Genomic DNA, 16,863 nt, shown 5'->3' on the forward strand with positions numbered 1-16,863 from the left:
AATAATTATACAGTATACTAATGGGCATAAAATTGAACTTACGTTAAACTGATAGATAAAATATATGTGAAAGGGGTGGTCAATAATTGAGAAAAATAGTAATTGCATTATTATCAATGGCTATAGTAGCTCTAGCCCTTTGGGTCGTTCCTAATGTAACATTAGATACTAACGCTTTAATAGATACCATGTTAAAGCATAAAGGTTTATAAATAAAAGAAAACACAGGCCCATGGCCTGTGTTTTCTTGATCATACCCAACCTAATCAAAGGCAAAGCCTAAATATCCAAATTCATTCGCTGTTATCTCGACATTTATTTTATTGAGCACCTTTACCATTGCAAAGGGCCGGATGTGTCCTCCCAAATGATCACCTAAAAATGCAGGAGTGCGGCAGATGAATTCCTCAGCATTCATGTGTTGAGCGAGTAATTTGATAACACCATTGATAGCACCGTCTGGTACTAAAATTTCTTTGATCAGTACCCTATGAGAATTTACTCGTTCAATGGCTAAACAACCCTGAATATTTTCACAATCGACTCCATATATGTTTGCCCCGGACAGTCTAGATAACTTTTTTTGATAGGCAATATCCCTGTCGGCATAGGCAATGTAAAGCTTGTTCCTAAGCTGTTGATTTCTTCGCAGATTATATTCTTCAGGACTAATCGACGAGATAGTGACCTTACAGGGCCGGTCAATTGATAAACTATCGATCATTTTCCTGGTTAATAAAACCTCTCGGATATAAAATCCAATTTGATAGCCCCTTTTACCATAAAAGTCAAAGAGCTGTTCTGCCGCAGGAACAACAATGGAGATTTCTTGCTTGTTTGCTTTAAGGTATTGCATACTTTGGTCCATTAACACGGTGCTATAGCCTCTGTTTTGCTTTAATGGGTGTGTCGCAATGGCGTAAAGCATAGCGGTGTTAAAACTATGATTTTGTGACGTCATAGTTTTAACAGGAATCATTGTCAGCATGGACGCTACTTCCCCATCCTCAAGCAATAGGAGAGTTTCATCCTCTTTATATCTATGATCAAAGTAAAAGTCTATATAATCCTGCGGGTCGCCAAAGGAAAGCTTCCATATCTCTTTTTGACGGCTTAGATCACCTTTTTTTGCTGGCCTTACTTCAAGCATGTAAATCCCCCTTGCATATCTCTGCGATATTAGCCCGGAAGAAAGATAGCCTCATATTTTTCTGCCATTTTATCTGGATAGTAGGACAATTTAGCCTTTCTTAAACCCTCGTAGCCCATATCCTCTTCGCGATTTATGAAGGTTAGTTGGGGGTGTTTTTCTTGGATAAAAGCAGCAAATTCACGGTTAATCATTTGATAGGCACCCCGTATATTGCCAAAGGCTTTTTCAATGTGAATGACGTAGGTGTCAGAATTCAGTTGTTCTCCCATCGTGTAAGCAATAACTTTTTCATCTAAACGGATAAGTCCACCCTCTAAGCCCAGGGCTTTAAAGTTCTTAAAGCAGCGGCGTACTGCACAGTCCTCATTGGCGAGTTGTTTATCCTTATGACAGTCGTGTTCTTTACACCATATTACATTCATCTTCCAGCACTCTAAGAGATTCTCTGCTGATATTGTTTCAAAGCGCCAATTATTTGTTTGTTTAAAGCGGTTAATATGGTTACGCTTAGAGTGGAGTTTATTGCCTGATAGAGAAACGAGCTTTTCAAGGAGATAAACATAATCAAAGCTGTCACGCATCTCTTTATATTTAAATCTCTCAGGATACATACTCTCAAGCTCAGTCATATGCTCAGATGTTAAACCTAAAATAATAAAATCGTGTCCACAGTCAGCAGCATCCTGTTTCATAGATTCAATTACTGACTTGGGATCACCCCAGCCAACAGGATAAAAATAATAATGGTAACCATTGTTAATTCTTCCTTTTACAACAAGGAAATTATTTATTTGTGCTATACGATAATTGTAGATTTCTGACCAGGCAAAAATATTAGTAAAATTTATATGACTAACGTTCAAATTAGCAGAGGTTATCAGTGGTTCCATCCATATTTTGTCACTTAATTCAACATTTTTGAAATTAATCATTTATGCTTTCTCCCAAGTAATTAATTTATGTCTGCATTTTAAGGATCATCTTATTATTTCTCTTTAAAACGAAGGTGATTCTAAGTATTGTTATACCTGTATGAGTTAATCCAACAGTAAAGTTGCATGTACTTGTAACGTAAATTATAATGAAGTGGGTTAAGATTTAAGCCAACCCCTATGGGCTGGCTTTTCTGTTTATGAAACTTGAATTTTTTCACAAGTTGAGCAGTAATTAGCGTTATCCTCTGAAACAAAGCAATAGGTAGTAGTATCCATCCAGCAGAGTTTGTTTAAATTTACCGCTTCACCTTTTTTACTACCTTGGCAACATTTCTTAGTCCAACAGGGGTACATACCCAATAATAGTTGCACACCAGCTATATTTAATCCCTTTTCATTAATTAGATAGTGAATAAACTTAAGTCGTTTTACATCGTTGTTACTATAGAGTCTTTGTTTATTTCTTCTACTAGGCACAATCAGCTCATTTTTCTCCCATATTCGCAGGGTTTCAGGGTGAACTTGCAAGTTTTGAGCTATTACTCCGATATTAAATAATGGTTGGTCATCAGTAAACAACGCTTCATCTCCTCTATAAAAGAACTGCAATACTAATTATAGCGAAGATTTTTAGGAATTGTAAATAGCTGAGATATTTAATTGAATTATTTCTATTTATTGCAATAATCTTAGGGGCGATACCTGGATTATTTTCCAACCATGTTTGGTGTCTACAAGGAACAATTGCTGTTCTGCGATATCCTTAAAATCATCAGCTTTCATTTCTCCGTAGACAAAGTTTTCAGAAATAACATTTTGATAACCAAAATGGTTACCAGCATAGCTAGTAGATGAGCCTCTAGGGTAGGCAACGTATTTATGCTTAAGAAGTTCCCATTGTATGGACGCTTGTTTTTCAGGCATAACATAATCTTTTGCTTGAGAAATATGGTTATCTCTCACTAAATTAAGGAAACTAGTTACGGTATCTTCTGGGTCGAAACTGTAGTTTTTATTTCTATCAAAAAATGTGTAAGTTTCTTTCTCCCATTTAGGTTGCAGGGTAATTTTATTTTTTTTATGGCCTTTTTTATCATCAATCATTATTGATATTTCCTTTAGACCAAGAGGAGCGTTTTCTCCATAAATCTTGATCAAGTGGAAATCGTTGTTGGGGGAATTTGAATGAATTTGATGCCCGCCTAGATAGCCAACCTCATGGGGTCCACTTAACCAAATATCAGTTACATTGCTAAAATCTTCAATAGAAAAACTTCCCTTTGGTGAGATTACATATCCCCTTAGGGACAGAGTTCCTACGTCATGACTAAATTCATAGGGAGAGGTATAAAAATAACAAATCTTCACAAACAATTCTCTCACCGGTTGGGGAAAATTATTTGCCAAAAGAAAATACCAAGGAGCTTCAAAATTGGCTGGATAATTTACTTTGTAATTGCTAAGTCTAAGCTCTTTAAGTTTGATTAAGTTATCCCCGGAATGCACTTCTTCATCTATATAAATTACTTTATCAATTCGATAATGCTGAAAATAAAAATAGGTTGTAACTAGCAGCCACATTATAAAAATCAAAATAACCCAGCGTACAAATTTACTTTTGGGTAAAAATTTATAAGGTTTTTTAGGAATTTTCACTAACTGAAGCAAAAGTCATACCTCCCAAATAGGTGTTCCAATACTTTATGTTATGCAGATACTTTTCCCCAATATTATCTATAATGTGCTAATAGATACAATTTCTTGCCAGACACCTTAAATTCCTTGTGTTTCTCTATAAAATATAAGATGCAATATGATAAGTATGTTTACCTTACAAAAAACTAAAAATAAAACTATAGGTTTGCATTCTACAAATAAATATGGGAAAATGTTAGTGCTTACAGATAATTTTTCCAACCACTTGGAGGTTTTTAGATAGATGGCAGACTTAACAAGATATGAACATCCTATAAAGAAATTAGGCCAAGGAAAACTCATGTATATCCAAAGCTTCGGTTGCCAAATGAATGAGAGGGATTCCGAGTCATTGGCTGGTATGCTAGAAGATTTAGGGTACAGTCCTACGGATACCCAGGAGAAAGCTGATATTATTGTTTTGAATACCTGTTGTGTTAGGGAAACTGCAGAGAGTAAGGTGTTTGGTCTACTGGGCCGCTTGAGAAAACTTAAGGTAGCAAAACCCGATCTTATTTTGGCTGTTTGTGGTTGTATGCCACAGCAGGAAGATGCTGCTAAACGAATAAGGCATAGTTTTCCCTTTGTAGATTTGATTTTTGGCACCCATAATATTCACGAATTACCCCGAATGATCCATCAGGTTCAAGAAAACCATGAGGCAATTTTGGAAGTGTGGGCCACCGAGAAAGGGATTAGTGAAAACGTTCCGGTTAGACGCAAAGATAAGCTTAAGGCTTGGGTTACCATTATGTATGGTTGCAATAACTTCTGCACCTATTGCATTGTTCCCTATGTAAGGGGTAGAGAACGTAGTCGTCAGCCTGAAGAGATAGTTAATGAAATAACTGAACTGGTGCAGGAAGGTTATAAAGAAGTAACGCTGCTGGGACAGAATGTAAATTCCTATGGCAAGGACTTTACCAATAAGTATCGTTTTGCCGATCTTTTGTTGGACTTAGAAAAAATTGAGGGACTGGAACGTATCAGGTTTATGACCTCACACCCGAGGGATTTTGACCAGAGACTTATCGATGTCATTGCCTCTGCCAAGAAGGTCTGCGAGCATTATCATTTACCTGCCCAGGCTGGTAGTAATCGAATCTTGAAATTAATGAATCGTGGTTATACCAGGGAACATTATTTAGAGCTCATCAGCAAGATAAAAAGAGCAGTACCTAATGCCAGTATCACCGCAGACTTAATGGTAGGCTTTCCTGGTGAGACTGAGGAGGACTTCGAAGATACCCTTGATTTAGTAAAACAAGTACGTTATGACAGTGCCTTTACCTTTGTCTACAATATCCGCTCTGGCACCCCTGCGGCAAAAATGGAGCAAGTTCCAGAGGAAGTGAAGAGTAAGCGCATCCAAAAACTAATTGAGCTACAGGGACATATTTCCCTCGAGAATAATCAGATGGAAGAAGGCAGGGTACTGGAGGTTTTGGTTGAAGGAGAAACAAAGACTAATCCAGATTTACTAGCGGGCCGAACCAGAACAAACAAACTTGTGGTCTTTAAAGGAGCCAAAGATTTGATTGGAAAACTTGTGGCAATCAAAATTATCAAAGGTCGTCCCAATCTATTAGAGGGAGAACTGGAACCAAATGGTGCCATAGTATAGATTCTCTGTTATAATCCTTTTGGGGAGGTGAAAAATATGAGTAATGTTATCTTAGAGAAGGCTTTAGAATTAGGTAAACTAATTGCCCAGTCTGAACAATATAAAAACATGAGGGCCAAAGAGGCATCTATGATGTCTGATGTAGATGCACTGGCCTTGATTGAACGATTCCAACAGCTTCAACAATCTCATCATATGCTGCGTATGCAGGGACAAGAATTATCTGATGAGCAGTTAAATGAAGTCTATGCCATGGAAGATAAGATGATGGGTAATAGCTTAATTAGGGAATTTGCAGAAATCCAGGAACAGTTCCAAAAATTCCTTAACCAAGTTAACGATCAAATTAGTGAGGGCATTGAGGGACCAAAGGAACCTCAGGGCTGCAACTGCGGAACCGGATCCTTTAGCTGAGGCTAAAACTTTGTCGTAGGTCTACGACTTTATACATGATTACAAGAGACCTCCTTGGTGCATTGGACTAAGGGGGTTTTTCTTTTGGCCAGTGGATAGCTATGATATAATTGGTTTCGGGAGGAGATATTTGTGGCCCTAACACCTATGATGCAACAGTATTTAGATATTAAAAAACAGTATCCCGATGCCTTATTATTTTTTCGACTTGGTGATTTTTATGAGATGTTTTTTGAGGATGCCCTATTGGCTTCTCGAGAACTTGAAATAACCCTTACAGGTAGGGATGCCGGAGAACCGGAGCGGGTTCCCATGTGTGGTGTACCCTTTCATGCAGTAGATAGCTATTTAAGTAAACTTATCGAAAAAGGTTATAAAGTAGCCATTTGTGAACAAATGGAAGACCCTAAGGCAACCAAAGGTATTGTGAAAAGAGAAGTTATAAGGGTGGTTACTCCTGGCACAGTGGTTGAGGGTAGTGTTTTAAGCGAGAAAGACAACAACTATCTGGTGGCCCTGTGTGGGACAAGTATTAATTCCTTTGGCCTGGCCGTGGCTGATCTATCCACCGGCTTATTTCAAGTGACAGAGATGGAAGGTCCTTGGGCCTTAGAAGATGTATTGGATGAGATCACTCGCTTAGCACCTAGAGAATTGCTCCTTACACCGGAATTTAATAAGTCTGACAAAGTTTCTAAAACATTTAACTCCCTGACTTTCACAACCTTTACAACCATAGAAGAAGATGAACAGAATGTTGATTATAAAGAATTACTCAAAGAACAATTCGGGGCTAGCATAGGCTCGGCTTATTCTGATAGGCCGGGTGTTTGTATTGCTGCGGGTACTTTACTTAAGTATTTAATCAGTACCCAGAAACGAAGACTCACCCATTTAACAGAAATTAAAAGTTATTCTCCCAAGGCCTATATGATGTTGGATGGTATAGCTCGGCGCAATCTGGAAATTTCTAAATCCCTAAGGGATGGCGATAAAAAGGGAAGCCTGTTAGGGGTTCTTGATGCCACCAAAACTGCGATGGGTGGCAGAAGGCTCAAAAACTGGTTGGAACAACCTCTTATTGATACTAACAGAATTGAAGAACGTTTAGATGCGGTGGAAGAACTAGTAAATTCCCTGCTGCTGCGAGATGAATTGGCAGGGGCATTAAAACATATCTATGATTTAGAACGCTTAGCAGCCCGTGCATCCTATGGTAGTGCTAATGGGCGAGATATGATGGCTTTGTTGGGATCTATGGAAAAACTACCCCTGATACATACTGCCCTTGCAGATTGCAGTAGTCCATTACTAAAAAAAGTATATGCTGATTTTGATACCATGAGCGATTTGAGGCAGTTATTAAGCTCTGCTCTAGCGGAAAACCCTCCTGTTTCCCTAAGGGATGGCGGGTTGATCAAAGATGGTTTTCATGCAGAAGTTGATCAGCTAAGGACTGCAGCTAGGGATGGTAAAAAGTGGCTAGCAGGTCTAGAGGCAAGAGAAAAGGAAAAAACCGGAATAAAGAGCCTAAAAGTGGGATTTAACAAAGTATTTGGTTATTATTTAGAAGTTACCCGGGCCAATCTAGGTATGGTACCGGAATATTATCAGAGAAGACAAACTCTGGCCAATGCTGAACGTTTCATTACCCCTGAATTAAAAGAATATGAAAGTATGATTCTGGGAGCCGAAGACAGGCTGGTAGAATTGGAATACACCTTATTCGTTGATATTAGAACCAGAATTGCCAACGAAGTTAATCGCATACAACATACCGCAGCATTAATTTCCCAGATTGACGTACTTATATCTCTGGCGGAGGTAGCAACTAAGTATGGCTATGTTCGACCAATAGTAACGGATAACGGTATCTTAGAGATTAAAGATGGTCGTCATCCAGTTGTAGAAAATACATTGGGTCCTGGAGGGTTTGTCCCTAATGATACCTATTTGGACAACCAGGATGAACGTTTATGCTTAATTACTGGTCCAAATATGGGTGGTAAAAGTACCTATCAGAGACAAGTAGCTTTAATCGCCTTAATGGCCCAAGTAGGTAGTTTTGTTCCAGCAGCCCAGGCTAATATAGGTATTGTTGATAGAATTTTCGCGCGGGTGGGTGCATCGGATGATCTTACCTCAGGACAAAGTACCTTTATGGTTGAAATGTCTGAAACCAAACAGATTATTGATCATGCTACTGCGAAAAGCCTAGTCATCATTGATGAACTGGGCAGAGGAACTTCCAATTTGGAGGGTATGGCCATCGCCCAATCGGTTATTGAGTATTTACATAATAAAATTGGTTGTCGCACTCTGTTTTCCACCCATTACCATGAACTGGCTGAATTAGAAGGTATTCTTTCAGGACTGAAAAACTATGCCACTGCCGTGAAGGAACAAGGGGATGAAGTTGCTTTTCTGCGTAAGGTAGTTCGTTCTGCTGCAAGTAAAAGTTATGGAGTACACTGTGCCCGATTGGCAGGAGTACCTATAGAGATTATCAACAGGGCAGGGGAACTGGTAAAACAATTGGAATTTCATCAAAGGGCAGCTCAGGAAGTAGTGTCTGGCAAGATCCAAACAGCAGCTGCTGCCAGTGAGCAATTATCATTATTTACTACCACTGGAGAAGAAATAGTAGAAGAAATTTTGTCCTTAAATCTTAATCACATGACCCCAATAGAAAGTATGAACTTTTTAGATCGCTTGCAAAAAAAGTTGAGTAATAATTAATATTAGTATCCTTACTCTTTGCAAGAATTAGATAAATTATGATAAACTGAATTGATGGTCTATTCCAGAAGGTCAATTGTATACTGGGTGGATAACATCAGAATAAAAAATGTTAGGAGGCCCCGTCATGTTAATCGGCATAGATGTAGGTGGCACATGTACTGATGCCGTTCTACTGGATGGCGGTGCTGTTCGTGCGACCGCTAAGGTAGAAACACAGGATGACTTATTAATATCCTTAGGAGATGCGTTAGATAAGCTCCTCAGGGGAATTCCAAGTCATAGGATCAAAAGGGTCGTCTTTAGTACCACCATTGTTACAAATTTGATTGTAGAAAAGAAATATGACCCAGTTGGAGTAATTATTATGCCTGGGCCAGGACGGACTTTTTCAGAACTTAGGGAACAGGATAATGTGTTCAGTTTAAAGGGAGCGGTGGATTACCGGGGACGTGAAATCACTGCGCTGCAGAATGCTGAAATTGAGCAAGCACTGCAATGGTTGGAGAATAAAGGATATAACAAAGTTGCTGTGGTGGGTAAATTTTCTACCAGAAATAATAGCCATGAGAAAAAGATAACTGACTATATAACAAAACACCATCCAGACTGGCAAGTAGAAATGGGTCATAGAGCTGGGGGAAAATTAAATTTTCCCCGCCGTGTTGCCAATACTGTTTTATCCTGTGCTACCCGTGACAAATACCGTTATTTTGCTAATGCTGTGAGGGATGCACTGGCACGTAGAGACATACAGGCACCGGTCTTTATACTAAAGGCAGACGGAGGCACCTTACCTCTTACTACTTCCGAAGAGGTTCCAGTGGAGACAATTTTTTCAGGGCCAGCTGCCAGTACCCTTGGGGTCCAAGCCCTAACACCTCCTGGTGAAACTTCTTTGGTTGTCGATATTGGAGGAACCACCACAGATTTAGCATTAATTTTGTCTGGTACTCCTTTGTTAGCTTCAAAGGGAGTTAAGATTGGCAATCAATTTACCCAGGTCAGGGCACTGGCTGTACACTCGGTTCCCCTAGGCGGAGACAGTGTGGTGGAAAGGGTAGGAAAAGATTTTGTAATATATTCAGAAAGGGTTGGTCAGGCCTATTGTTTAGGTGGTCCGTTACCTACGCCAACGGATGCTTTACGTGTAATGGGTATATCTGAAATAGGTGACCAAGCCAGAGCCCATGAGGCCATGCATAACCTTGGGCTACCCTTGGGACTAAGTGCCAGAGAAGTAGCCCAAAACATCATAGATATTGTTGTTCAAAATATAGTTAATGCTATAGAACGCATGTTTCTGCAATGGGAACAGGAACCAGCCTATCGGGTGTGGGAAGTATTGCAGAAACAAAGGTTTCGACCCCGCAATGTAGTAGGTGTTGGGGGTGGAGCGGCTGGATTTGTGCCACAAATTGCTGCCAAATTAGATTGTCTGCCGATCCTGCCTCCCTTTGCACCCGTGGCAAATGCCATTGGAGCAGCAGTTTCCAAGCCTACAATTAGCGTTAATCTTATTGCGGATACAGAGAGACAGAGCTTTGTTGTAGAAGAAGAGGGTTATCAGGGTAAATTAACTGGTAAGCTTGATGAAATTTCAGCAGTGGAATTGGCAAAGAGTTGGATCATCCAACGGGCTGAGAAAATGAATTTGCTTGAATACACGGACAAAATAGAAATAATTAATCAGGATGTTTTCAATATGGTGCGTGGTTGGCATACCACAGGCAAGCTATATCATATTTCCGCCCAAACACCCAGGGGAATCTTATCCCATATCGATTCTGAGGGGGTGTTGAAAAATGAGTAAAAAAACAGGCATTATTTTTTTCCCAGCCTTTGACTGGGCAATTTCTCCAACTCACCCTGAGCGGGAGGAGAGACTCCTTTATACCAGGGATCAAATGTTTGAAGAAGGTATTTTGGATCTCCCGGAGATAGAAGAATATTCCCCGCGCTTGGCTTCACCGCATGACATTTCCCGGGTACATTTTTGTGTACCAGGCGTTGAGGATCAAGTATTGGACTCCCATCGTATTGCAGCTGGGGCTGCTCTGCTTCTGGGTGATAAAATAATGAGTAAGGAAATTAAAAATGGTTTTGCCTTGGTTCGTCCCCCAGGTCACCATGCCATGCGGGTAGTGCATGGGAATCGTGGCTTTTGTAATATTAATAACGAAGCTGTGTTGATAGAGTATATTAGGAAAACCTATGGGGTTAAAAAGATTGCCATTGTGGATACAGATGTTCACCATGGAGATGGTACCCAGGATATCTTTTATCATGATCCTGATGTACTGTTTATTTCTTTCCACCAGGATGGACGAACCATATATCCTGGAACTGGTTTTACCTACGAACTAGGAGGTCCTGGAGCTTATTGTTCAACCATTAATATTCCATTACCGCCGGGTGTTACAGACTCAAGCTTGCATTATGTGGTGGACAATCTTATCCTACCTATTCTAAAGGACTTTCAGCCTGATTTTATTGTTAACTCAGCTGGCCAGGACAATCACTTTACTGATCCCCTAGGGCAAATGAAGATTACTGCCCAGGGTTATGCTAGATTAACAGAAAAATTAAAACCAAATCTGGCTGTACTGGAAGGTGGCTACGCCATTGAGACAGCTCTACCCTATGTTAATCTGGCAATATTATTAGCCTTGGCTGGGAAGGACTATACTTCTGTGATTGAGCCAGAATATAATCTGGATCAATTTAAAGAAAATCCGAAAATAACATCTGAAGTTCATCGGATTGTAGGAGAATTACAAAATATATGGTCAAATCGAAACAAATTCGATAAGTATACCTTCACCAAGGGCGCAAAAATTTACCAAACAACTAAACCTATTTATTATGACACACATCATATAGAAGAAAAACAAATCGAAAGTGTTCATCTGTGTGATCAGTGCCCTGGTTTTATGAGTTATGATTCACAAGCATATCATCCCAATGGCAAGCATTATCGGATTTATGCCATAACTATACCCTTCCAGGCATGCAAAATATGTCAAAAAGAGGCCTGGGAGGAATATGAAAGGGCGAAGAAGGAAAAGCATTTCAATTATATTTACCTGCAGGATAAATTCACTGATACCTTTATGATTTATCATCGAGAGAAAGATAGAGAAGTTCGTTCTCAGGGTTAGGAGTGACAACTTGGCAAAGATTATCCTTTTGGATGAATCCATAGCAAACAAAATTGCCGCAGGTGAAGTGGTAGAACGTCCTGTTTCTGTTGTCAAGGAATTAGTTGAAAATGGCCTTGATGCTGGTGCCAGCAGAATAATTGTGGAACTGTCCCAAGGGGGTATGAACGGTATAAAGGTAGTGGATAATGGTGTTGGTATGTCCTGTGAAGATGCCAAACTTTGCTTTCAACGTCATGCTACTAGTAAAATAAAAGCTGCAGAAGACCTCAATAGTATCATGACCTTGGGCTTCAGAGGAGAAGCATTACCCAGTATAGCTGCCGTGGCTAAGGTAACCCTGACAACTAGGATAGAAAATGATCTTGCTGGTACAACTATTCAAATCGAAGGGGGCCATATACAAAGTGTGGTCCCTGTGGGTTGCCCCATAGGAACAACCATTGAAGTCAAGGAGATTTTTTATAATACGCCGGCCAGAAGAAAATTTCTAAAATCTGTGAATGCTGAGACCAGTCAGGTCAGTGATTTGATAACAAGACTTGCCATGGCTCGACCAGATGTTCGTTTTGAACTGTTCAGCGGCAGGAAGATGCTCTTCTTTAGTCCTGGAACTGGTTTCCTAAAGGATACTGTGGGTGTCATATATGGGTTAGATAACGTTAGGAGTATGTTGGAGGTAAACTACCAAGGAAAGCTTCTTAAATTAACTGGTTTAATATCTAAACCAGTTTTAACTAGAGCTTCACGGCATTATCAAAATTTCTTCTTAAACGGCCGTTATATCCGTAGTGGGTTTCTCTCGACTATATTGCAAAGGTCCTTTGATACCTTAATTCCTCCAGGCAGGTTTCCCATTGCCATTCTACATATAGATATTGACCCTAACCAGGTGGATGTAAATGTACACCCAACCAAAATGGAAGTACGTATGGCTAGAGAAAAGGAAATTGAAGAAGAATTAATGGAAGCTCTTAGTGATTCCTTAAATGTCTCTGAGGCAATCACGGGGTTGTGGGAAATAATGCCCGGCAGAAATGACTCTCAGCAAGCAGGGGCATATCCCTTGACTAAGGAAGCATCAGATAATAAAGAAGTCCCTGAAAAAGCAGAGGATGTTCATCCAACCAAGACAACCCAAGAGCAGTTAGTAATAACAGCCGCTCCCAAATATGACCAAGGGCAACCTCAGCTAAATACAGTAAGTAAAAATTCTACCCCTTTGGTAGAAACAAGCATATTACCAACTGAACAGAAATACTATTCCCAAAAAGAGCCCCTTACACCAGAGACTGAACAACGTCTAGAAGAAAACAATAATGATTACCAAACAAGAGTAAGATCAGATTTTCCCTCTTTGACGCCAGTTGGACAGATACCACCCACCTATCTATTGGCCTATGGTACAGGGGGTTTATATATCATTGATCAACACGCGGCCCATGAGCGTGTTCTTTATGAGAAGTATCTTAATGTGTTAAGTTCTAATGTAGAGGCACAATTGCTGCTTGAACCCATTACCCTAGAAATTCCTCATCATGAAGCTCGGTTGATTATTCAGCATATAATTGAGCTAAGTGAAATTGGTTTTATTTTGGAACATTTTGGCGGAGATACTTTTTTATTGAGGGGTGTACCTACTAATGCTATGTCCGAACCAAAGGATATTTTTTTAGATTTACTAGCAAGATTACAAGAGAGTTTTACACAAAAAATTGATAAAACCAAGTTTACCGATCAACTGGCAGCCTCTATGGCCTGTCGAGATGCAGTTAAAGCTGGAAAACATTTTGATGCTATAGAAACTAGGGCACTGCTCGAGTCATTAACCCTATGTCAAAAACCCTATACCTGCCCCCATGGTAGACCAACATTAATCCAAATTAGCCAAGAGGAGCTGAAAAAAAGGTTCAAGCGATGAATGGTTCCATTATTATTACCACAGCCGTAAGAAAAAGTAATCAACTGGAAGAAAAGGCCTTGCAATTAAGTCAAGAGCTAAATTTAGCCTACTATCCAAGAAAGAGATATTCAATTCCGGCTCTTTTAGAAATGAGCGGTGCCACTGCAATTTTACTGGTGAGTCTGCAACGATTATCCCTAGTTGTTGATGGTAAAGAGCTTTTTTTTCATCCAGGATTCGCCAAACTACGCATAAAGGAAATTGAGGCTGGGAAAACTGACCAAATGATTAAAGCGATGGATCTCCATGAGGGTGATACATTGTTAGATTGTACCTTGGGTCTGGCTGCTGATGCTTTGGTAGCCAGTTATGTGGTAGGTAACCGAGGTGGCGTGGTAGGGATAGAAGATTCAAGGCCTGTGGTGGAAATTGTCGGCCGAGGTCTGTGTACCTACACTGGGGAAGGGTCAGAGATGATAAATGCTATGCGTCGTATTAAAGTGATTAATGATCATCACCTTAATTACCTTCACAAGCTTCCTAGTAACTCCTTTGATGTGGTATACTTTGACCCTATGTTCAGAGTGCCTAAAATAAAATCTAGTTCAATGGCTCCATTGAGACTTTTCGCCAATAGCGATCCACTAACCAGTGAAGCTATTGACGAGGCAATTCGGGTGGCCAGAAAGAGGGTGGTCATGAAAGAAAGCAGTGAAAGTCAAGAATTCCAACGATTGAACTTTCACAGCGTACAAGGGGGGAAATATTCCCCAGTGGCCTATGGCATTATTCAAAAGGATGGTGTTTAAAATAGAGCCATTAAAGTCCTTAATAGCTATTGTTGGTCCTACTGCTTCGGGTAAAACAGATGTTGCTATAGAGCTAGCTAAAATGATAAAAGGTGAAGTTATATCTGCTGATTCCATGTTAGTTTATCGGCAAATGAATATAGGCACTGCTAAACCTACATTAGATGAAATGCAAGGAATACCTCACCATATGATTGATATTGTAGACCCAGATGAAGAATTCAGTGTGGCCATGTATCAAAGTGAGGTAGAGGAACTTATTAATGAAATTACTAATGTTGGCAATCTACCTATACTGGTGGGTGGAACTGGTTTGTATGTTCGGTCTGTAATTGATCATTATGATTTTACCCCACCATCAAAGGAAAATCATTTGAGGGAAGAACTTAAACTCAAAGCAGAAAGGGTAGGGCCAGAGGCTATGCACCGGAAGCTTTCTGAGGTAGATCCAGAATCTGCTTTGCGTCTACATCCCAATGATTTAAGAAGGGTTATCAGGGCTTTGGAAGTGTACTATCAAACCGGTAAAACAATTTCCGAATACCAGTACATTAATAAGGTAGACAAGCCGAAATATAACTTAAAGATGTTTGGACTAACCATGGATCGGCAATTACTATATAAAAGGATTGAACAACGTGTAGACATAATGTTGCAAAAAGGTTTAATAGATGAAGTGAAAAATCTGATGCAACAGTATGAAACATGGGGTACTGCACTTCAAGGACTAGGTTATAAGGAAATTATCGGTTATCTAAAGGGAGAATATTCCTTGCAAGAGGCAACAGAAATTCTTAAGCGTAACACTAGGCGTTTTGCTAAGCGTCAACTCACATGGTTTCGAGCAGACAAAAGGATTCATTGGGTAAACATAGAATGCTTTGAAAATAAAAAAGCCATTGCAAAGGAAATTGTGAAACAAATGGCAGGAGATTTATTAACTACGTAGAAAGAAATAAAAAAACATAAATTAGAAAATATTTACCATATGGAGGGAACCCTCATGACTAAACCCCAAATAAATTTACAAGATGCCTTTTTAAATCAAGTGAGAAAGGAAAATATACCTGTAACCATTTTCCTTATTAACGGATTTCAATTAAAAGGGATGGTTAGGGGTTTTGATAATTTCACTGTAATTTTAGAAAGTGACGGTAAGCAATTAATGGTATACAAACATGCTATCTCAACCATTAGTCCACTTCGACCGGTAAATACTTCCTTTTCGGAAAATAAAGCTTAAAATCAGGCCCTTTTATGCCCCTCCTGATGGAGGGGTTTTTGTTTTCAGGCAGGAATCAGCTATTTTTTCCACTAACACACCATGACCTACCATCACAAGTGAACGAAATATAGCTGGCCCCTAAAGCAGAAGGCTGACGACAAAGACTATTTTAAATTAGGTCACTATTAGATCCTCCGAGCGTATAATGTTACATGTGTTATATTTGCCCGGAGGTGACTCCCATGGTTAGAATAAGAATGTGGCAGAACCCACCAAGGCCAGAACTGCCAAAGCCGGGGGTAATAAAAAAACCTTCGTCTCCGAAACAACCGGTCCAACAAGGGAAAAACCAAAGTCCTGAGGAAATAAATCGTAAAGCCACCCAAGAGATTTTAGGTGAGTTAGATCAATTAATAGGTCTTAAAAGTGTAAAAAAACTGGTTAGGGAAATACAAGCCTTTGTTGAAATACAAAGGCTTAGACAAAAGGAAAAGTTATTATTTGAACCTATGGTTTTACATATGATCTTTAAAGGGAATCCTGGCACAGGGAAAACTACGGTGGCCAGAATTATAGGAAGGCTGTTCAAAGAAATGGGAGTTTTGCCTAAGGGACATTTAATTGAGGTAGAGCGGGCAGATTTAGTTGGAGAGTACATTGGACATACAGCAGCTAAAACCCGTGATCAGATAAAAAAAGCCATAGGCGGTATTCTTTTTATTGATGAGGCTTATTCTTTAGCCAGGGGTGGCGAGAAGGACTTCGGTAAGGAAGCTATTGACTCCATGGTTACCAGTATGGAAAATAATAAGGACAATTTAATTATTATCCTAGCTGGTTATCAAGATGAAATGAATTACTTTTTGGAAACCAATCCGGGACTGCGGTCTCGTTTTCCTATTCATATTACTTTTCCAGATTACTCCATAGAAGATTTAATGAATATTGCTAACCTCATGTTAAAACAAAGGCAATATTTACTGGCATCCCTAGCCGAAGATGAATTATCTAAAATCATAGAACAGCAGACTAAAAAGCATCAACACAGCGGAAACGCTCGTCTGGTACGAAATTTAATTGAACGCGCTATGCGCATGCAAGCAGTTCGCTTAGTAAATAAAAAAAATATTTCGCGACAGGATCTAATGACTATCCAGAAAGAAGACTTGACACAGGCCCTGGAGGAAATATAATACCTTCAGGGT

The 16,863-nt window shown here is 39.6% G+C and carries 15 protein-coding genes; 11 read left to right on the forward strand and 4 right to left on the reverse strand.

Annotated features, from left to right (window positions below; genetic code table 11):
• Positions 1 to 86 precede the first annotated feature (86 nt).
• A complete protein-coding gene (locus ACYQ03_RS10775) occupies positions 87 to 212 on the forward strand; it encodes a hypothetical protein (protein WP_459909942.1) in 126 nt (41 codons plus the stop codon).
• Between the two features lie 50 nt (positions 213 to 262).
• Here the strand turns inward: ACYQ03_RS10775 and ACYQ03_RS10780 are convergent, their stop codons facing one another.
• From ACYQ03_RS10780 to ACYQ03_RS10795, 4 genes are all read right to left on the reverse strand, one after another.
• Positions 263 to 1,150 carry a GNAT family N-acetyltransferase gene (locus ACYQ03_RS10780; RefSeq protein WP_459909944.1) on the reverse strand — a complete coding sequence of 296 codons (888 nt, stop codon included), beginning with the start codon at positions 1,148 to 1,150 and terminating at the stop codon, positions 263 to 265.
• A gap of 29 nt (positions 1,151 to 1,179) precedes the next feature.
• A complete protein-coding gene (locus ACYQ03_RS10785; RefSeq protein WP_459909945.1) occupies positions 1,180 to 2,085 on the reverse strand; it encodes a DUF2156 domain-containing protein in 906 nt (301 codons plus the stop codon).
• 198 nt (positions 2,086 to 2,283) lie between these two features.
• Positions 2,284 to 2,667, reverse strand: coding sequence for a MerR family transcriptional regulator (locus ACYQ03_RS10790; RefSeq protein ID WP_459909946.1), 384 nt, complete (start codon positions 2,665 to 2,667; stop codon positions 2,284 to 2,286).
• A gap of 96 nt (positions 2,668 to 2,763) precedes the next feature.
• Positions 2,764 to 3,744: a hypothetical protein gene (locus tag ACYQ03_RS10795; RefSeq protein WP_459909947.1), complete on the reverse strand. Its 981-nt coding sequence runs from the start codon at positions 3,742 to 3,744 to the stop codon at positions 2,764 to 2,766.
• A 283-nt stretch (positions 3,745 to 4,027) separates the two neighbouring features.
• Here ACYQ03_RS10795 and miaB point away from each other — a divergent pair, with 283 nt between their 5' ends.
• The 10 genes from miaB to ACYQ03_RS10845 all read left to right on the forward strand — a co-directional run bounded on the left by miaB (position 4,028) and on the right by ACYQ03_RS10845 (position 16,851).
• On the forward strand, positions 4,028 to 5,407 hold the full coding sequence (gene miaB, locus ACYQ03_RS10800; protein WP_459909948.1) for a tRNA (N6-isopentenyl adenosine(37)-C2)-methylthiotransferase MiaB: 1,380 nt from the start codon (positions 4,028 to 4,030) through the stop codon (positions 5,405 to 5,407).
• Between the two features lie 36 nt (positions 5,408 to 5,443).
• Complete coding sequence (locus ACYQ03_RS10805) at positions 5,444 to 5,821, forward strand: YlbF/YmcA family competence regulator (protein WP_459909949.1); 378 nt, start codon at positions 5,444 to 5,446, stop codon at positions 5,819 to 5,821.
• 147 nt (positions 5,822 to 5,968) lie between these two features.
• Entirely contained in the window at positions 5,969 to 8,560 is a 2,592-nt protein-coding gene (gene mutS, locus ACYQ03_RS10810) for a DNA mismatch repair protein MutS (RefSeq protein WP_459910800.1), read from the forward strand.
• Between the two features lie 127 nt (positions 8,561 to 8,687).
• The gene (locus ACYQ03_RS10815; RefSeq protein ID WP_459909950.1) at positions 8,688 to 10,373 is read left to right on the forward strand and encodes a hydantoinase/oxoprolinase family protein; all 1,686 of its coding nucleotides are present in this window, start codon (positions 8,688 to 8,690) and stop codon (positions 10,371 to 10,373) included.
• Positions 10,366 to 11,721, forward strand: coding sequence for a histone deacetylase family protein (locus tag ACYQ03_RS10820; protein WP_459909951.1), 1,356 nt, complete (start codon positions 10,366 to 10,368; stop codon positions 11,719 to 11,721). The genes ACYQ03_RS10815 and ACYQ03_RS10820 overlap by 8 nt, the downstream gene beginning before the upstream one ends.
• Before the next feature lie 10 nt (positions 11,722 to 11,731).
• Positions 11,732 to 13,642: a DNA mismatch repair endonuclease MutL gene (mutL, locus tag ACYQ03_RS10825; RefSeq protein ID WP_459909952.1), complete on the forward strand. Its 1,911-nt coding sequence runs from the start codon at positions 11,732 to 11,734 to the stop codon at positions 13,640 to 13,642.
• Positions 13,639 to 14,433 (forward strand): class I SAM-dependent methyltransferase, encoded by a 795-nt coding sequence (locus ACYQ03_RS10830; RefSeq protein ID WP_459909953.1) that lies wholly within the window; start codon positions 13,639 to 13,641, stop codon positions 14,431 to 14,433. Before mutL ends, ACYQ03_RS10830 begins: the two co-directional genes overlap by 4 nt.
• Position 14,434: 1 nt before the next feature.
• Positions 14,435 to 15,382, forward strand: a complete 948-nt coding sequence (gene miaA, locus ACYQ03_RS10835; RefSeq protein WP_459910801.1) for a tRNA (adenosine(37)-N6)-dimethylallyltransferase MiaA — start codon at positions 14,435 to 14,437, stop codon at positions 15,380 to 15,382.
• Between the two features lie 54 nt (positions 15,383 to 15,436).
• On the forward strand, positions 15,437 to 15,676 hold the full coding sequence (hfq, locus tag ACYQ03_RS10840; protein WP_459909954.1) for an RNA chaperone Hfq: 240 nt from the start codon (positions 15,437 to 15,439) through the stop codon (positions 15,674 to 15,676).
• A 224-nt stretch (positions 15,677 to 15,900) separates the two neighbouring features.
• Positions 15,901 to 16,851, forward strand: a complete 951-nt coding sequence (locus ACYQ03_RS10845) for an AAA family ATPase (RefSeq protein WP_459909955.1) — start codon at positions 15,901 to 15,903, stop codon at positions 16,849 to 16,851.
• The last annotated feature ends 12 nt before the right edge of the window (positions 16,852 to 16,863 follow it).

The sequence above is a fragment of the Desulfotomaculum defluvii genome, assembly GCF_054657375.1.

Bases quoted from the DNA above. Each gene is read 5' to 3' on its own strand.
- ACYQ03_RS10780 (WP_459909944.1), bottom strand. From the start codon at position 1,150: ATGCTTGAAGTAAGGCCAGCAAAAAAAGGTGATCTAAGCCGTCAAAAA.
- ACYQ03_RS10785 (WP_459909945.1), bottom strand. From the start codon at position 2,085: ATGATTAATTTCAAAAATGTTGAATTAAGTGACAAAATATGGATGGAA.
- miaB (WP_459909948.1), top strand. From the start codon at position 4,028: ATGGCAGACTTAACAAGATATGAACATCCTATAAAGAAATTAGGCCAA.
- ACYQ03_RS10805 (WP_459909949.1), top strand. From the start codon at position 5,444: ATGAGTAATGTTATCTTAGAGAAGGCTTTAGAATTAGGTAAACTAATT.
- mutS (WP_459910800.1), top strand. From the start codon at position 5,969: ATGATGCAACAGTATTTAGATATTAAAAAACAGTATCCCGATGCCTTA.
- ACYQ03_RS10815 (WP_459909950.1), top strand. From the start codon at position 8,688: ATGTTAATCGGCATAGATGTAGGTGGCACATGTACTGATGCCGTTCTA.
- ACYQ03_RS10820 (WP_459909951.1), top strand. From the start codon at position 10,366: ATGAGTAAAAAAACAGGCATTATTTTTTTCCCAGCCTTTGACTGGGCA.
- ACYQ03_RS10830 (WP_459909953.1), top strand. From the start codon at position 13,639: ATGAATGGTTCCATTATTATTACCACAGCCGTAAGAAAAAGTAATCAA.
- hfq (WP_459909954.1), top strand. From the start codon at position 15,437: ATGACTAAACCCCAAATAAATTTACAAGATGCCTTTTTAAATCAAGTG.
- ACYQ03_RS10845 (WP_459909955.1), top strand. From the start codon at position 15,901: ATGGTTAGAATAAGAATGTGGCAGAACCCACCAAGGCCAGAACTGCCA.